At 67.4% G+C, this 13,288-nt stretch carries 15 protein-coding genes; 3 read left to right on the top strand and 12 right to left on the bottom strand.

What is annotated here, in order from left to right; genetic code table 11:
- The first annotated feature begins 265 nt into the window (after window positions 1–265).
- From petA to AncyloWKF20_RS09180, 3 genes are read left to right on the top strand one after another with little or no spacing between them, the layout of a single operon-like run.
- Window positions 266–826, top strand: a complete 561-nt coding sequence (gene petA / locus AncyloWKF20_RS09190; RefSeq protein WP_267581728.1) for a ubiquinol-cytochrome c reductase iron-sulfur subunit — start codon at window positions 266–268, stop codon at window positions 824–826.
- A gap of 23 nt (window positions 827–849) precedes the next feature.
- The gene (locus AncyloWKF20_RS09185) at window positions 850–2,124 is read left to right on the top strand and encodes a cytochrome b/b6 (protein ID WP_267581729.1); all 1,275 of its coding nucleotides are present in this window, start codon (window positions 850–852) and stop codon (window positions 2,122–2,124) included.
- A 22-nt stretch (window positions 2,125–2,146) separates the two neighbouring features.
- The gene (locus AncyloWKF20_RS09180; RefSeq protein WP_279317552.1) at window positions 2,147–2,992 is read left to right on the top strand and encodes a cytochrome c1; all 846 of its coding nucleotides are present in this window, start codon (window positions 2,147–2,149) and stop codon (window positions 2,990–2,992) included.
- Window positions 2,993–3,292: 300 nt separating this feature from the next.
- Here the strand turns inward: AncyloWKF20_RS09180 and AncyloWKF20_RS09175 are convergent, their stop codons facing one another.
- The 12 genes from AncyloWKF20_RS09175 to AncyloWKF20_RS09120 form a co-directional block, all read right to left on the bottom strand.
- On the bottom strand, window positions 3,293–4,015 hold the full coding sequence (locus tag AncyloWKF20_RS09175; RefSeq protein WP_279317551.1) for an endonuclease/exonuclease/phosphatase family protein: 723 nt from the start codon (window positions 4,013–4,015) through the stop codon (window positions 3,293–3,295).
- Complete coding sequence (locus AncyloWKF20_RS09170; protein WP_279317550.1) at window positions 4,015–4,494, bottom strand: MaoC/PaaZ C-terminal domain-containing protein; 480 nt, start codon at window positions 4,492–4,494, stop codon at window positions 4,015–4,017. Before AncyloWKF20_RS09170 ends, AncyloWKF20_RS09175 begins: the two co-directional genes overlap by 1 nt.
- Before the next feature lie 7 nt (window positions 4,495–4,501).
- Window positions 4,502–4,960, bottom strand: coding sequence for a MaoC family dehydratase (locus tag AncyloWKF20_RS09165; protein ID WP_279317549.1), 459 nt, complete (start codon window positions 4,958–4,960; stop codon window positions 4,502–4,504).
- Window positions 4,961–5,069: 109 nt separating this feature from the next.
- Window positions 5,070–5,543, bottom strand: coding sequence for a GNAT family N-acetyltransferase (locus AncyloWKF20_RS09160; protein ID WP_279317548.1), 474 nt, complete (start codon window positions 5,541–5,543; stop codon window positions 5,070–5,072).
- A 19-nt stretch (window positions 5,544–5,562) separates the two neighbouring features.
- Window positions 5,563–6,660, bottom strand: coding sequence for a redox-regulated ATPase YchF (ychF, locus tag AncyloWKF20_RS09155; protein ID WP_279317547.1), 1,098 nt, complete (start codon window positions 6,658–6,660; stop codon window positions 5,563–5,565).
- Between the two features lie 81 nt (window positions 6,661–6,741).
- The gene (locus AncyloWKF20_RS09150; protein ID WP_279317546.1) at window positions 6,742–7,719 is read right to left on the bottom strand and encodes a hypothetical protein; all 978 of its coding nucleotides are present in this window, start codon (window positions 7,717–7,719) and stop codon (window positions 6,742–6,744) included.
- A gap of 1 nt (window position 7,720) precedes the next feature.
- Entirely contained in the window at window positions 7,721–8,326 is a 606-nt protein-coding gene (gene pth / locus AncyloWKF20_RS09145) for an aminoacyl-tRNA hydrolase (protein ID WP_279317545.1), read from the bottom strand.
- 95 nt (window positions 8,327–8,421) lie between these two features.
- Window positions 8,422–9,045, bottom strand: coding sequence for a 50S ribosomal protein L25/general stress protein Ctc (locus AncyloWKF20_RS09140; protein WP_279317544.1), 624 nt, complete (start codon window positions 9,043–9,045; stop codon window positions 8,422–8,424).
- A gap of 188 nt (window positions 9,046–9,233) precedes the next feature.
- Entirely contained in the window at window positions 9,234–10,109 is an 876-nt protein-coding gene (locus AncyloWKF20_RS09135) for a hypothetical protein (RefSeq protein WP_279317543.1), read from the bottom strand.
- Window positions 10,110–10,238: 129 nt separating this feature from the next.
- Complete coding sequence (locus AncyloWKF20_RS09130; RefSeq protein WP_213756536.1) at window positions 10,239–11,192, bottom strand: ribose-phosphate pyrophosphokinase; 954 nt, start codon at window positions 11,190–11,192, stop codon at window positions 10,239–10,241.
- 165 nt (window positions 11,193–11,357) lie between these two features.
- Window positions 11,358–12,041, bottom strand: coding sequence for a hypothetical protein (locus AncyloWKF20_RS09125; protein ID WP_279317542.1), 684 nt, complete (start codon window positions 12,039–12,041; stop codon window positions 11,358–11,360).
- A gap of 82 nt (window positions 12,042–12,123) precedes the next feature.
- Window positions 12,124–13,275, bottom strand: a complete 1,152-nt coding sequence (locus tag AncyloWKF20_RS09120) for a Xaa-Pro peptidase family protein (RefSeq protein ID WP_279317541.1) — start codon at window positions 13,273–13,275, stop codon at window positions 12,124–12,126.
- Window positions 13,276–13,288: the final 13 nt, after the last annotated feature.

Raw genomic sequence — 13,288 nt, 5'->3', positions numbered from 1 at the left:
GGTAGGCGCGCCTGGCGGGGCGGTGTGGCGGCGGTGTTGCGCGGTTGACGCAACGGTGGGAAGGCAGGGGGCAGGACGGACTGCCGCACTGCCTTCATCTGGACAAGGAGTTGCCCGGATGCAATTAGAGGCACTCGAAGGTAAGGTCGACCACAGGCCATGCTTTCGCGCGCATGTCCCAGGCGCGAGCGGCAGAATTCGGCGCTGGGACGAATGTGTGCGGGATCGCGCTGCGGTCGCAGGCATAAGGGGAAAGGAAACCATCGTGGCAACAACCGGTACGGCGGAAACCACGCGCCGCGACTTCCTCTACATAGCGACCGGCGCCATGGGCGCGGTCGGTGCCGCCGCCCTCGTGTGGCCGTTCGTCTCGCAGCTGCAGCCCGACGCCTCGGTGCTGGCGCTGTCCTCGACCGAGGTGGACCTGACGCAGATCCAGGAAGGCCAGATCGTCACGGTGAAGTGGCGCGGCAAGCCGGTCTTTGTGTGGAACCGCACGGCCAAGGACATCGAGGAAGGCAAGGCGACCCCGCTTTCGGCCCTGCTCGATCCGGTGGCGCGCAACGCCAACCTGCCGCTCGACGCTCCCGCGACCGACGAGAACCGCGCCGCCAAGGACAAGGAAAAGTGGCTCGTCGTCATCGGCATCTGCACCCATCTGGGCTGCGTGCCGATCGGCCATTCGGGCGAGTATGACGGCTTCTTCTGCCCGTGCCATGGCTCCGAATATGACAGCGCGGGCCGCGTCCGCCGCGGTCCGGCGCCGGAGAACCTGGCGGTTCCGCCTTACACCTTCGTGTCCGACACGAAGATCTCCATCGGCTGATCCGGCGTTCAGGGACACACACAATGAGCGGACACTCCACCTTCGAGCCGAAGAATCCGGCGCTCAAGTGGTTCGAGGCCCGGCTGCCCCTGGTCGGCCTGATGCACTCGTCCTTCGTGGCCTACCCCACGCCGCGCAACCTCAATTACTGGTGGACCTTCGGCGGCATCCTGTCGCTGATGCTGGTCTGCCAGATACTCTCGGGCGTGGTGCTGGTGATGCACTACACCCCGCATGTGCTGTTCGCCTTCGACTCGGTCGAGCACATCATGCGTGACGTCAGCTATGGCTGGCTGATCCGCTACATCCACGCCAATGGCGCGTCGATGTTCTTCATCGCGGTGTACATCCACATGTTCCGCGGCCTCTATTACGGGTCCTACAAGGCCCCGCGCGAGGTGCTGTGGATCCTCGGCTGCATCATCTACCTCCTGATGATGGCCACCGCCTTCATGGGCTACGTGCTGCCGTGGGGCCAGATGAGCTTCTGGGGCGCCACCGTCATCACCAACCTGTTCTCGGCCTTCCCGGTGGTCGGCCCGACCATCGTCGAGTGGCTGTGGGGCGGCTTCGCGGTCGACAATCCGACGCTGAACCGCTTCTTCTCGCTGCACTATCTGCTGCCCTTCATGATTGCGGGTGTCGTCATCCTGCACGTCTGGGCGCTGCATGTGGCGGGCCAGAACAACCCGACCGGCGTCGAGCCGCAGAGCCCGAAGGACACCGTGCCCTTCACGCCCTACGCGACCGTCAAGGACGCGCTCGGCATGGTGGTGTTCCTGATCTTCTTCTCGTGGTTCCTGTTCTACATCCCGAACTATCTGGGCCACGCGGACAACTACATCCCCGCCAACCCGCTGGTGACGCCGGCGCACATCGTGCCCGAATGGTACTACCTGCCGTTCTACGCCATGCTGCGCGCGGTGCCGGACAAGCTCGGCGGCGTGCTCACCATGTTCGGCGCGATCGCGGTGCTGTTCTTCGTGCCGTGGCTCGACACCTCCAAGGTGCGCTCGGGTGCCTACCGCCCGCTGTTCAAGCAGTTCTTCTGGATCTGGGTGGCGGTGTGCATCGGCCTCGGCTGGCTCGGCTCGAAGCCTGCGGAAGGCGGCTATGTCATCGCCGGCCGCATCCTGACCATCTGGTACTTCGCGCACTTCCTGATCATCCTTCCGCTGCTCGGCCTGTTCGAGAAGCCGAAGGCGGTGCCGGCCTCCATCACCGAGGCGGTGCTGGGCAAGTCCAAGGGCGGTGCGCCCGTCGCGGCGGGCGCGGCTGCGCCACAGACCAAGGGTTGATCGGAACATCATGAGCACCACCATGTCCTTCCGTTCCGCTCTCCTTCGCCCGCTCGCCGCCGGCGCCCTGCTGCTCGGTATCGGTCTCGCCCCGGCGCTCGCCGCCGAGGGCGCGCCCAAGCCGCCCCGCGAGGACTGGACCTTCGCCGGACCGTTCGGTCACTTCGACCGCGCGCAGCTCCAGCGCGGTTTCCAGGTGTTCCGCGAGGTCTGCTCGTCCTGTCACTCGGCCCACCTCTTCGCCTTCCGCAACCTCGCCCAGCCGGGCGGGCCGGAATTCAGCGAGGCGCAGGCCAAGGCGGTCGCCGAGTCCTACAAGGTGCAGGACGGTCCGAACGACGCCGGCGACATGTTCGAGCGCCCCGGCCGCCTGTCGGACCGCTGGCCCTCGCCCTTCCCGAACGAGCAGGCGGCGCGCGCTTCCAATGGTGGCGCCTACCCGCCGGACTTCTCGACGCTCGCCAAGGCCCGCACCTATGAGGTCGGCTTTCCCGGCTTCCTGATCGACATTCTACGTCAGTATCAGGAGAACGGCGTCGACTACATCCACGCGCTCCTCGTCGGCTACACCGAGCCGCCGGAAGGCTTCAGCGTGCCGGAAGGCGCCCATTACAACGCCTATTTCCCCGGCCACGCCATCAAGATGCCGCAGCCGATCTCCGATGGTCAGGTGACCTATTCGGACGGCTCGCCTGAGACGCTCGACCAGTACTCGCGCGACGTGACGGCCTTCATGATGTGGATGGCCGAGCCCAAGCTCGAGCAGCGCAAGCGCCTCGGCTTCCAGGTGATGATCTTCCTCATCATCTTCGCCGGCCTGCTCTACTTCACCAAGAAGAAGGTCTGGAAGTCCGTGCACAACCACTAGTCTGTGCCGCTGACGACCACAGGAACAGGGCCCCGAGAGGGGCCCTTTTTCGTTGGGGACTCGGATTGGCGAAGGAGCCGGCGTGGGTAAGGGCTCGGTGGCGCTGCCGTCGCCGGTGCGTCACCGCAAGGCGCGGGCGTTTCGGGATGACGGCTGCCGCCACTGCCGAGCGTCCGCCTCACGCACGATCGACGTCATCCTCGGGCTCGGCCCGGGGATCCACGCCTTCCCCCTCGCCAGCTCCCTAGCGACATCGTGGCTGGCCGGGTCAAGCCCGGCCATGACGGTGTCATCGCCTGTTCAGACGCGGCTCAACTCCAGCCTGAGCCCGACATGGTCGGACAGCTTTTCGCCGCCGGGACCAATCGGCGTGATGGGTTGGACCTTGGTCATCCTCAATGCGGGCCCATGGGCCAGATGGTCGATGACCGGTCCCGGAAAGCCATCCAGAGCGCCCTGCGTGGCGATGGTCATGCGGCGCCCGATCACCGTCTGCAACATATCGCTTACGGCCAGCGGCGCGCGGCGGCGCGGCACATGCTGGTTGAAGTCACCAAGAACGATGCTATCGCCGGGCACCACACGCGGCAGCACCTCGTCCAACCCAGTCAGATAGGCGCGATGCGCCTCCCAAGGGCGAAGCGGCTCTTCGGCCCGTCGTACACCTGCCATGCTCCAGGGGATGCAGAGGCCGTAGACGCGGAGAAGGCCGAGTGTCGTGGCGGTTGTACCGGCAGCAAAGCGCCCCGTGGGCAGCCTTTCATGGCCGAAACAATCGGTCTCCTGCCAAGCAGAACGGCTCCACAATATGACCTTGTGGCGCCCCGCCTTGACGCCGTAGCCAAAATCGGGATCCGACGTCAGCACGTCACCGCCCGCCGGTAGCAGGTCGATGAAGCCTTCCGTCAGGCAGATCAGATCGGCGTCTGCCTCGTGGATGAGCGCGGCCACCCTGTCCCCTGCCGGGTTGCCGCGGTGACGCCACATGACGTTCCACAGCAGGATCGATAGCGTCTGCCCCATCACCCCTCCGCCCGTTCGACGAACACGCAGTTCGTCAGCTCGAATGTGAGGCGGCCGTGTTGGTCGGTGGCGGTGTCGTGGGTGAAGACGAGGCCCCATTCGGGGCGGGAGGCGCTGGGCTTCTTGGCGACGACCTCGCTCTCGAAGGTCAGCGTGTCGCCGGCGCGGACCGGGCGCAGCCATTTCAGATCCTTGAAGCCGGGTGAAGGGCCCACGCGCGGCACGGGCTTGCCGGCGCGGCGCAGGGCCTCGTGCTCGCGCTCCATCGCCTGCGCCCGTAGTCGCGCCGCGATGGCGGCGGTGTACCAGCCCGACGCCACCAGCCCGCCGAAATGGGTACGTGCGCCCGCCCCCTCGTCGAGATGGAAGGCCTGCGGATCCCACATGCGGGCAAAGGCCACCATCTCCTCGGCCCGGAAGCTGTACGCGCCCAGCCGGGTGCGGGCGCCGATCTCGACATCCTCGAAGAACAGCATCATCGCCTCCTCAGGCCGGACGGAAGCCGGGATTGCGCCGGCCGAACATGACGCTGGAGACGAGGTCCATCATCACCGCGCCGCCGGCATCGACCAGCTCGAAACGGAACTTCACCAGCCCCATCTCCGGCCGGCTCTTGGAGGAGCGCGTCTCCAGCACCTCGCGCTTGAGGCTGAGCACCGTGCCCGGATGGACGGGCTTGAGGAAGCGCACCTCGTCAATGCCCGGCGCGCCGAGGCAGGAGGAGCGGGTCAGGAAGCCATCCGCCGCCAGGCGCATGAAGATGCAGCACAGATGCCAGCCGGAGGCGGAGAGCCCGCCGAGCCGCGTCGCCTCGGCGGCGGAATCGTCGAGATGGATGGGGGCGGGGTCGAACTCCCGCGCGAAGGCGACGATTTCCTCGCGGCCGACCACATAGCGCCCGCAGGCGGCTTTATGGCCCTCGTGGAAGTCTTCCCAGAACAGCATCGCCGCGCGCAGCCCCCGCCAAGCCGGGCGGCGCCAGAGCGCGCCCGTCAGCCCCGATCACAGGGGACGTTGGCGCGCAGGTCAAGACCGGGCCGCGCGGGCGGGCCGGTCAGCGCTCCATATGCACGATCTCGATGGGGTCGCCGCCGAGGCCGTGGGAGAAGTACCCCCGCCCCACCGGCCGGAAACCGTGGCGCTGGTAGAAGCCCTGCGCGTTCACGGTCGACTCCACCTTGATCGGCCCGTCATGGCCAAGGCGGGCCTTCTCCACGCCGATCTCCAGCAGGCGGCGGCCGAGGCCGGCGCCGGCGGTCTCCGGCAGCAGGAAGAGGCGGGTGACCTCGCCCGGCTCGGCATCGACGAAGGCGACCACCGCGCCCGCGCGCTCGGCGACGACGACATTGCCGCGCGCGATGATGTCCTCGTAATAGGCCGGGGTGCGGGAACCCATCCAGCCCGCGATCTGCTCGGGCGAGTAATGGTCGGTCGCGAGGCCGGCGACGGAGCGGCGGGTGACCTCGAACAGCGCGGCGCCGTCGCCCGCGCGGGCGGGACGCAGCAGGGTGTCGGTGCCGTCTGTCATCGGCGTGTCTCGCCTGTCCTCAGGTGTTGAAGCGGAAATGCAGCACGTCGCCATCGGCGACGACATATTCCTTGCCTTCGAGCCGTAGGCGGCCGGCCTCGCGCGCGCCGGCTTCGCCATTGCCCTTGACGTAGTCGTCATAGGCGATCGTCTCGGCGCGGATGAAGCCCTTCTCGAAATCCGAGTGGATGACGCCCGCCGCGCCCGGCGCCTTGGTGCCGGCGGTGATGGTCCAGGCGCGCGCTTCCTTCGGACCGACGGTGAAATAGGTCACCAGCTTCAGGAGCTCATAGCCGGTGCGGATGATGCGGTTGAGGCCGGGCTCCTCGAGGTCGATGGCTTCGAGATAGTCCTTCTGCTCCTCGGCCGGCAGCACGGCGATCTCGCTCTCGATCTTGGCGGAGACCACCACGGCCTTGGCGCCTTCCTCGGCCGCGCGGGCGAAGACCTCCGCCGACAGGGCGTTGCCGTTCTTGGCCGAGGCTTCCTCGACATTGCAGACATAGAGCACGGGCTTGGAGGAGAGCAGGCCGAGCATGCGGAAGGCCTTCTCCTCCTCCGGCTTCACCTCGACGAGGCGGGCGGGCTTGCCCTCGCGCAGCAGCGTCAGCGCACGGGTCATCAGGTCAAGAAGTTCCTTGGCCTCCTTGTCGCCGCCCTTGGCCTTCTTCTCCAGCGCGCCGGCGCGCTTCTCCAGGCTTTCGAGATCGGCCAGCATCAGCTCGGTCTCGATGGTCTCGATGTCGGAGATCGGCGCCAGCTTGCCCTCGACATGGGTGACGTCCGAATCCTCGAAGCAGCGGACCACATGGGCGATGGCGTCGCATTCGCGGATATTGGCGAGGAACTGGTTGCCGAGGCCCTCGCCCTTGGAGGCGCCGCGCACCAGGCCGGCAATGTCCACGAAGGTCAGGCGGGTCGGAATGATCTGCTGCGAGCCGGCGATCTTGGTCAGCGTCTCAAGCCGCGGATCGGGCACGGCGACGTCGCCGACATTGGGTTCGATGGTGCAGAACGGATAATTCGCCGCCTGCGCCGCCGCCGTCTGCGTCAGCGCGTTGAAGAGGGTCGACTTGCCGACATTCGGCAGGCCGACAATGCCGCATTTGAAGCCCATGACTTTTACCGTTCGATCGAAGTTGCGTTGGTGAGGGTGGTAAGGAAGAGGCGGCCTCAGCGCAATGGGCCGGCCTTGCCCTCACTCGGATGATTGGCGCCGTTCGAAGCCGATCCGGCCGTTCACGGCATCGAAGCCGACGCGGAAATGGCGGAAGAACCGCTCGCCGCTATTGGCGCGCGGCTCGGGATCGATGCGCACATCGTGATGGCCTTCGGAACGGAAGGACAGGCGGAACACGTCAGAGACGTCCATCGTCACGCGCTGGCCTTCCGGCAGATAGCCGAAGGGGAGGGCGCCGTCGCTAGCCGACGGGGCGAAATGCATCGCGCTGCCGCCGGTGTCGAACACGGTGGGCGCACAGCCCACGGGCGCATCGTCTACCGAGAAGCAGGCGCTGAGGCTGTCCGATTTCCAGGTCCGGGAGGTGCCATTGCCCGACCACAGGGCCGGATCATCCGCCACCATCGCGCCGAAGCGGAAGCGCTCCCCCTCGGGTCGGCGCAGGATGACGCGCGGTGCCTCGGGATCGAGGTCAACTATGAAGCCGTCGCCGAGCGGGGCCGGAAGCTGCGCCAGCGGGTTGAACACATGGCCCCGCCCGCCATAGTCCACGCCCATGACGCCGGCGCGGCCGTCGCCGATGCCGGGGCAATCGGGCTTGTCCGGCCGGCAGGACACCTTGGTGACGACGTGCACCGCGATGGGAGCCGTGGTCACGCTGGCCCCGTCGCGGGTGGGGAAGGCCACGGCGGCATAGCCGAGATAGCCCTCCAGCACGGTGCCATCGCCATAGCCCTCGCGCAGATGCGTGTCGGTGCGCCGGACATCCGCGCCGACGGCACTTTCCAGAATGCGCAGACCGGAAGAGCCGGTGTCGAAGGTGACCGGCACCGCAGGGCCACCGGCAATCGAGACGGCGACGATATTGGCGATGACGGCATGCTCCCGATGTGCCAGCGCCAGTTCCGGTGGCGGCGACTGCGCCTGCGCGACGGCGGGAGCAAAAGACAGCAGCAGGGCGAGGAGCGCGCCGGCGCCGCGGGGCATGTCACGCATGTCAGGACGCTCCCGGCACCTTCACCGTGCCGAAGCCGCGCGCTTCCAGCAGAAGATGGAAACGGCTCTGGAACTCGTCGATGCGGCGGGTGACCAGCAGGCCGGCAAGCTCGGCGCAGCCGTCGCACACCGCCTCCACCCAGCCGCGCTCGGCCTTGGCGAAGTCGCTGAGGACGAAATTATGCACCAGCGCCTTGTCGCCGGGGTGGCCGATGCCGAGCCGCACGCGGCCATACTCATTGCCGCACTGGGCGGTGATGGAGCGCAGGCCGTTATGCCCGGCATTGCCGCCGCCGATCTTGGCGCGGACCTTGGCGGGGGGCAGGTCGAGCTCGTCATGGAAGGCGTAGATGTCAGCGAGCGCGATCTTGTAGAAGCGCTGGGCCTCGGCGACCGCGCGGCCGCTCTCGTTCATGAAGGTCTCGGGCAGCAAGGCGAGCACCTTCTCGCCGTCGATCTCGCCTTCGCAGGCCGCGCCCTGGAAGCGGCGGCGCCAGGGCGAAAAACGATGACGGCGGGCGATGGCGTCGACCGCCATGAAGCCGATATTGTGCCGGTTGCCGGCATATTTCGGCCCGGGATTGCCGAGCCCGGTGAAGAGGAACACCGGAAAGCCTCCTCAGGGAGCGGACATGAAAAGAGCCGGAAGCGAACTTCCGGCTCTGTGTTCGTGGGGCGACATCTGCCCGGGCCGTTGTCCGATCAGGACTTGGCGGCCTCGGCGGCGGCAGCCGCGGCGTCGTCCGCATCCGCTTCCTTCGCACCCGACGGGGTGGTGATGGTCGCGAGCGTGTCGTCGCCATGGCCGGCCCAGGTCACGCCGGCCGGCAGGGTGATCGCCGAGAGGTGGATCGAGTCGCCGAAATTATAGGTGGAGACGTCGACCTCGATGGCCTCGGGGATCGAGTCGGCCGGCACGTTCAACTCGACGGTGTGGCTGACGATGTTCAGCGTGGCGCCCTGCTTGATCGCCGGCGCGGAGTCGGCGTTCAGGAAGTGCACGGGAACGTCGACGGTCAGGCTGGCGCCGGCGGCGACGCGCAGGAAGTCGACGTGCAGCGGGAAGTCCTTGACCGGGTCAAGCTGATAGTCGCGCGGAATGACGTGGTACTTTTCACCGTCGACGTCGATGTCGAACAGGGTGGTGAGGAAGTGCCCGGCATAGATGAGCTTGTTGATCTCGATGAAATCCAGCGAGATGCCGACGGGCGGCTTGCCGTCGCCGTAAATCACGGCGGGAACGCGATTGGCGCGGCGAACAGCACGAGCGGCCCCCTTGCCGGCGGTCGTGCGAGCCTGCGCCTTGATCTGCTTGGTAGCGGTCATGGCTTGTCCTTACATGGTTGCAAAAGGATAAGGCCGCTCGCGCGGCCCGTTCCTGGCGTAGGAATTAGGTTAGGCAGGTCGTGGCACGCCTCCAGGGGTGCGGAAAGGCCACGACCGGGCGGGCTATTAGCAGCAAAAGCGCGCTGGAGCAATGTCTGCGCGGTGTTGCGCGCGCCGCGATGCCGCCGTCAGAACTTGCCGAGCACGCCCGCCTTGACGATGCCGCTGCCGGTCGAATCCGGCGAGGCGGTACGCTCCACCGAGATGAAGCGCTCATAGGTGCCGAGCGGGGCGCGCAGTTCCATGCCGGTGGTCACGGTCTGGCTGTTGGTCACCTCGACCGAGGCGCCGAGCTTCTCCTGCCCGAGGCCGAACGAGGAGAGCGGCACGCTGTAGCTGCTGCCGACGGCCAGATTATCGTAGAGCGAGGGCGTGCTGGTGCTTGCCGAGGCGCCGACGACGCCGGTGCTGTAGACGCTGAGATTGTTCTGCTCGACGCCCAGCCGCGCCTTGATCTCGCCGGAGGCACCACCATCCGTCGCCCCGCCGAGGCCGGATTTCGGCGCCGAGCCGCTGGCATTGGTGCTGACGGCGAGATGCGCGGGGCCCTGTTCGACTTCGAGGCTGGTCGGCACGGTGGGTTTGGCGGTCGTGACGACGGGCTTGCGCGCGGGGAGGAGCTGGTTCGGCGCCGGCTTCTCCTTGGGCAGTTCCGGCAGATCGCCGCCAATAGCGAGGCTCAGCGCGTCCCACAGCGAGGGCTCCTGCGTGTCCTCGCTGCCGACGGGTGTCGTCGCGACGGCGCCGGCGACGGCGGGCGTCGCCTCCGTGGGAGGGGGCGGGGTGTCGGCCACGGCGTCGTCATAGGCCGAGGACTCGTCCGGCGCCGGGGTCACGGTGACGGCAATGCCGCTCCACGGGTCGAAGGCGGTCTGCGCGCTCGCTGGTAGCGCGAGCAGGGGAAGAGCCAGGAGGGGCAGTGCCAGCCCGGTCGCGCGGCGGCACAGGGCCGTCGCCTCGCCCGGAAGCGCCGGCATATGGCCGCGCGGAAAGAAGCGCCTCATCACGAAGTCCCGTTCATTGTCGCGAGCGGGGACCGTGGGGCGTAACTGTGGAGCGACCATGGCGCAGCGCACAAAAAGCGCGCGGCGCCCGATTCACAACGTCGTGTCGTCGGCTAACGCCTTGCCCTTTCAATCGAAAAGGCTGGAGACGCTTTCTTCGTGCGCGGTGCGGCCGATGGCCTCCGCCAGCAGGCTGGCGATCGAGACGACGCGAATATTGCGGGCGACGCGCACCGCTTCGGTCGGCTGGATCGAATCGGTGATCACCAGTTCCTTGAGGTTCGAGGCGGTGACGCGCGAGACCGCGCCGCCCGACAGAACGCCATGGGTGATGTAGGCGTGCACCTCGGTCGCGCCGCGCGCCAGAAGGGCGTCAGCGGCGTTTACCAGCGTGCCGCCGGAATCGATAATGTCGTCGACGAGGATGCAGCGCTTGCCCTCGACATCGCCGATGACGTTCATCACCTCGCTCTCGCCCGGCCGCTCGCGGCGCTTGTCGACGATAGCGAGCTGGGCGTCGATGCGCTTGGCGAGCGCGCGGGCGCGCACCACGCCGCCGACGTCAGGCGACACCACGGTGAGGTTCGACAGGTCGAAGCGCGACTTGATGTCGGCCACCATCACGGGGGCGGCGAACAAATTGTCGGTCGGGATATCGAAGAAGCCCTGGATCTGGCCGGCATGCAGATCAACCGTCAGCACGCGGTCGGCGCCGGCATGGGTGATCAGGTTCGACACCAGCTTGGCCGAGATCGGCGTGCGGCCGGAGGAGCGGCGATCCTGCCGCGCATAGCCGAAATAGGGCAGCACGGCCGTGATGCGGCGGGCCGAGGAACGGCGCAGCGCATCGGTGATGATGAGCAGCTCCATGAGATGGTCATTGGTCGGGAAGGAGGTCGACTGCAGGATGAAGACATCCTTGCCGCGCACGTTCTCCTGAATCTCGACGAAGATCTCCATGTCGGCAAAGCGCCGGACCACCGCCTTGGTCAGCGAGGTCTGAAGATACGCCCCGATCGCTTCCGCAAGGGGACGGTTGGCATTGCCGGAGACGATCTTGATCGACCCGTTATTACTCGACATTCCGGCGCGCTCCCAGCCGTACTATCTCAACAACGCCCGTCGCACGGCCGTCGCGCCGACCTGATAGGCGGGCCGGCCCGCCCTGTAAAGCGGAGTCCGGTGCGGTGCAACAGGTTGTCCGCCACCATGCCACGGTTGCGCGCCGACTCCCGGAGCCAGTCCTGCTCAGGGATGAGCAGCGAAGGTGAGGGCCGAGCCGCCAGCGGGTGCCGCAGCTTCCGCAACGGCAGCGCCGGGCTCGTCCGCCGACGTTCCCTCGGCGACCACCGGGCCGTCATCCTCGCGCACGGGCGGGGCGGCGCCGGGCTCATCCGACACAGGCTCGCTCGCGGCCGGCTGGGCGCTCGCCGCCGGAGCGGGGACGCCATTGGCGAGGCGAGTCTTGATCTCGTCGAGGCTCTGGGCGGCGATGCGCGTCAGCGTCGCGTCGTCGATCGTGTTCCAGACATCCTTGCCGTCGCCGACCTTCTCTGTGCCGGAGACGCGCAGCACCCGCTCCTGGTCAGCGTCGAATACGTCCCACGCCCAGTCGACCTCGCCCTTGCCGTTGGTCACGGCGGCGGCGAGATAGCCGCGCACGCGGTAGGCGGCGGGGGACTGGCGGGAGACCACCGGCACCTTCTGGGCGCTGGCTTCGCTGGACAGGCTGGCGACCAGCTTGTCGAACACCGGCTGGGGCGGTCCGTCGATGGATTCAAAGGCGATGGTCTTGGTGCCGCCGGAGATGGAGGCGGCGGCAACCGGCTTGTTGCCATTGCCGGTCTGACAGGCCCCGAGGGCGAGTGCGGCGAGCAGCACCGCGGTCGTCGGCAGGCGCCGGCCAATCTGCCGGCGGAGTCGATCGATCATAAAACCATCCCCTGGAGCGGTCGCGGCGCACCTCCCATGCGCGGGAGTCACGCCGTCACCGGCCGATGGGGAATGGTTAAAACTAATTAACGATTAGGTCCAGAGGCGCGTCCGTTAGGCACTCGTTACCGTTAACGCCGATCAGGAAGGTGCGGCCGAGGCACATGGCCGAGCCGCTGTCGCTGTCCATCAGAATCATATGCGCGAACATCACCATGCCGGGCTCCAGCACCCAGTCATGGCCGGCATAGAACATGGGCGGGTCCATCCAGGACGGGGTGAATTTCGCCCCGAGCGAATAGCCGCAGGCGGCAAGGCGGTGCTTCTCCAGCCCGTGCCCGTCCATCACATGGGCATGTGCCGCGAACACCTCGCCCGCCGTCTTGCCGGGGATGATGGTGTGGGCGCAGGCTTCCATGGCCTGCTTGGCGGCGGCGAACAGCTCCAGATGCCGGTCGCGCGGCGGGCCGACGATCACCGTCTCCATCATCGCCGCGTGGTAGTGGCGGTACGTGCCGGCCCATTCCAGCGTGATCTGGTCCTCGCCGGACAATTTGCGGCGACCGGCCTTGTAGCGGCAGAGCAGCGCGTCGGGGCCGGAGCCGATGATGAACTCATTGGCCGGGTAGTCGCCGCCGCCACGGAACACCGCGCCCTGCATGGCGGCGAGCACCTCGCCCTCGTCGACGCCCGGCGCGATGGCGGCAATGCCGGCCTCGCGCGCGGCCAGCGCCAGCTTGCCGGCCTGCCGCACATAGGTGATTTCCGCCGCCGATTTCACCGCCCGCAGCCGGTCCACTACGCGGGAGGCATCGACCAGCGTGGCGAAGCCGTCAAACGCTGCGTCGAGCTTCTTGCCGTTCGCGGCGGTGAGCCCGTAGCTCTCATATTCGACACCGATCCGCGTGCCGAGGCCCCCGAGGCTCTCTACCATGTCGCGCAGCTGCGCCTGCGGCGTGGCGTCGGCGCGGTCGGCCCAGATGCGGATGTCCTCGATGATCGAGGTGTGCTGTGCCTGCCGCAGATCCGCCGAGCGGGTGAGAAGCGCAATCCGTCCATCCGCCCCCAGCCAGAGCGACTGAAAGAAGCAGAAGCCGAACGTGTCATAGCCGGTGAGCCAGTACATGGACTCCTGCTGGAACATCAGCAGGCCGTCGAGGCGATGCTCGGCCATGGCCGCGAGCAGGCGTTCCTTGCGGCGGGCGAATTCCGGGCCGGTGAAATGCAGCGCCATGGCGGGCTCCGTG

It is taken from the genome of Ancylobacter sp. WKF20, from assembly GCF_029760895.1.
In the GTDB taxonomy this organism is placed as follows: Bacteria; Pseudomonadota; Alphaproteobacteria; order Rhizobiales; family Xanthobacteraceae; genus Ancylobacter.
This window is presented reverse-complemented; position numbering and strand designations above follow the sequence as displayed.

Excerpts from the sequence above, each read along its gene's own strand:
- AncyloWKF20_RS09185 (WP_267581729.1), top strand. The coding sequence starts at position 850 with ATGAGCGGACACTCCACCTTCGAGCCGAAGAATCCGGCGCTCAAGTGG.
- AncyloWKF20_RS09180 (WP_279317552.1), top strand. The coding sequence starts at position 2,147 with ATGTCCTTCCGTTCCGCTCTCCTTCGCCCGCTCGCCGCCGGCGCCCTG.
- AncyloWKF20_RS09175 (WP_279317551.1), bottom strand. The coding sequence starts at position 4,015 with ATGGGGCAGACGCTATCGATCCTGCTGTGGAACGTCATGTGGCGTCAC.
- AncyloWKF20_RS09170 (WP_279317550.1), bottom strand. The coding sequence starts at position 4,494 with ATGATGCTGTTCTTCGAGGATGTCGAGATCGGCGCCCGCACCCGGCTG.
- AncyloWKF20_RS09165 (WP_279317549.1), bottom strand. The coding sequence starts at position 4,960 with ATGCTGTTCTGGGAAGACTTCCACGAGGGCCATAAAGCCGCCTGCGGG.
- AncyloWKF20_RS09160 (WP_279317548.1), bottom strand. The coding sequence starts at position 5,543 with ATGACAGACGGCACCGACACCCTGCTGCGTCCCGCCCGCGCGGGCGAC.
- ychF (WP_279317547.1), bottom strand. The coding sequence starts at position 6,660 with ATGGGCTTCAAATGCGGCATTGTCGGCCTGCCGAATGTCGGCAAGTCG.
- AncyloWKF20_RS09150 (WP_279317546.1), bottom strand. The coding sequence starts at position 7,719 with ATGCGTGACATGCCCCGCGGCGCCGGCGCGCTCCTCGCCCTGCTGCTG.
- AncyloWKF20_RS09140 (WP_279317544.1), bottom strand. The coding sequence starts at position 9,045 with ATGACCGCTACCAAGCAGATCAAGGCGCAGGCTCGCACGACCGCCGGC.
- AncyloWKF20_RS09135 (WP_279317543.1), bottom strand. The coding sequence starts at position 10,109 with ATGAGGCGCTTCTTTCCGCGCGGCCATATGCCGGCGCTTCCGGGCGAG.
- AncyloWKF20_RS09130 (WP_213756536.1), bottom strand. The coding sequence starts at position 11,192 with ATGTCGAGTAATAACGGGTCGATCAAGATCGTCTCCGGCAATGCCAAC.
- AncyloWKF20_RS09125 (WP_279317542.1), bottom strand. The coding sequence starts at position 12,041 with ATGATCGATCGACTCCGCCGGCAGATTGGCCGGCGCCTGCCGACGACC.
- AncyloWKF20_RS09120 (WP_279317541.1), bottom strand. The coding sequence starts at position 13,275 with ATGGCGCTGCATTTCACCGGCCCGGAATTCGCCCGCCGCAAGGAACGC.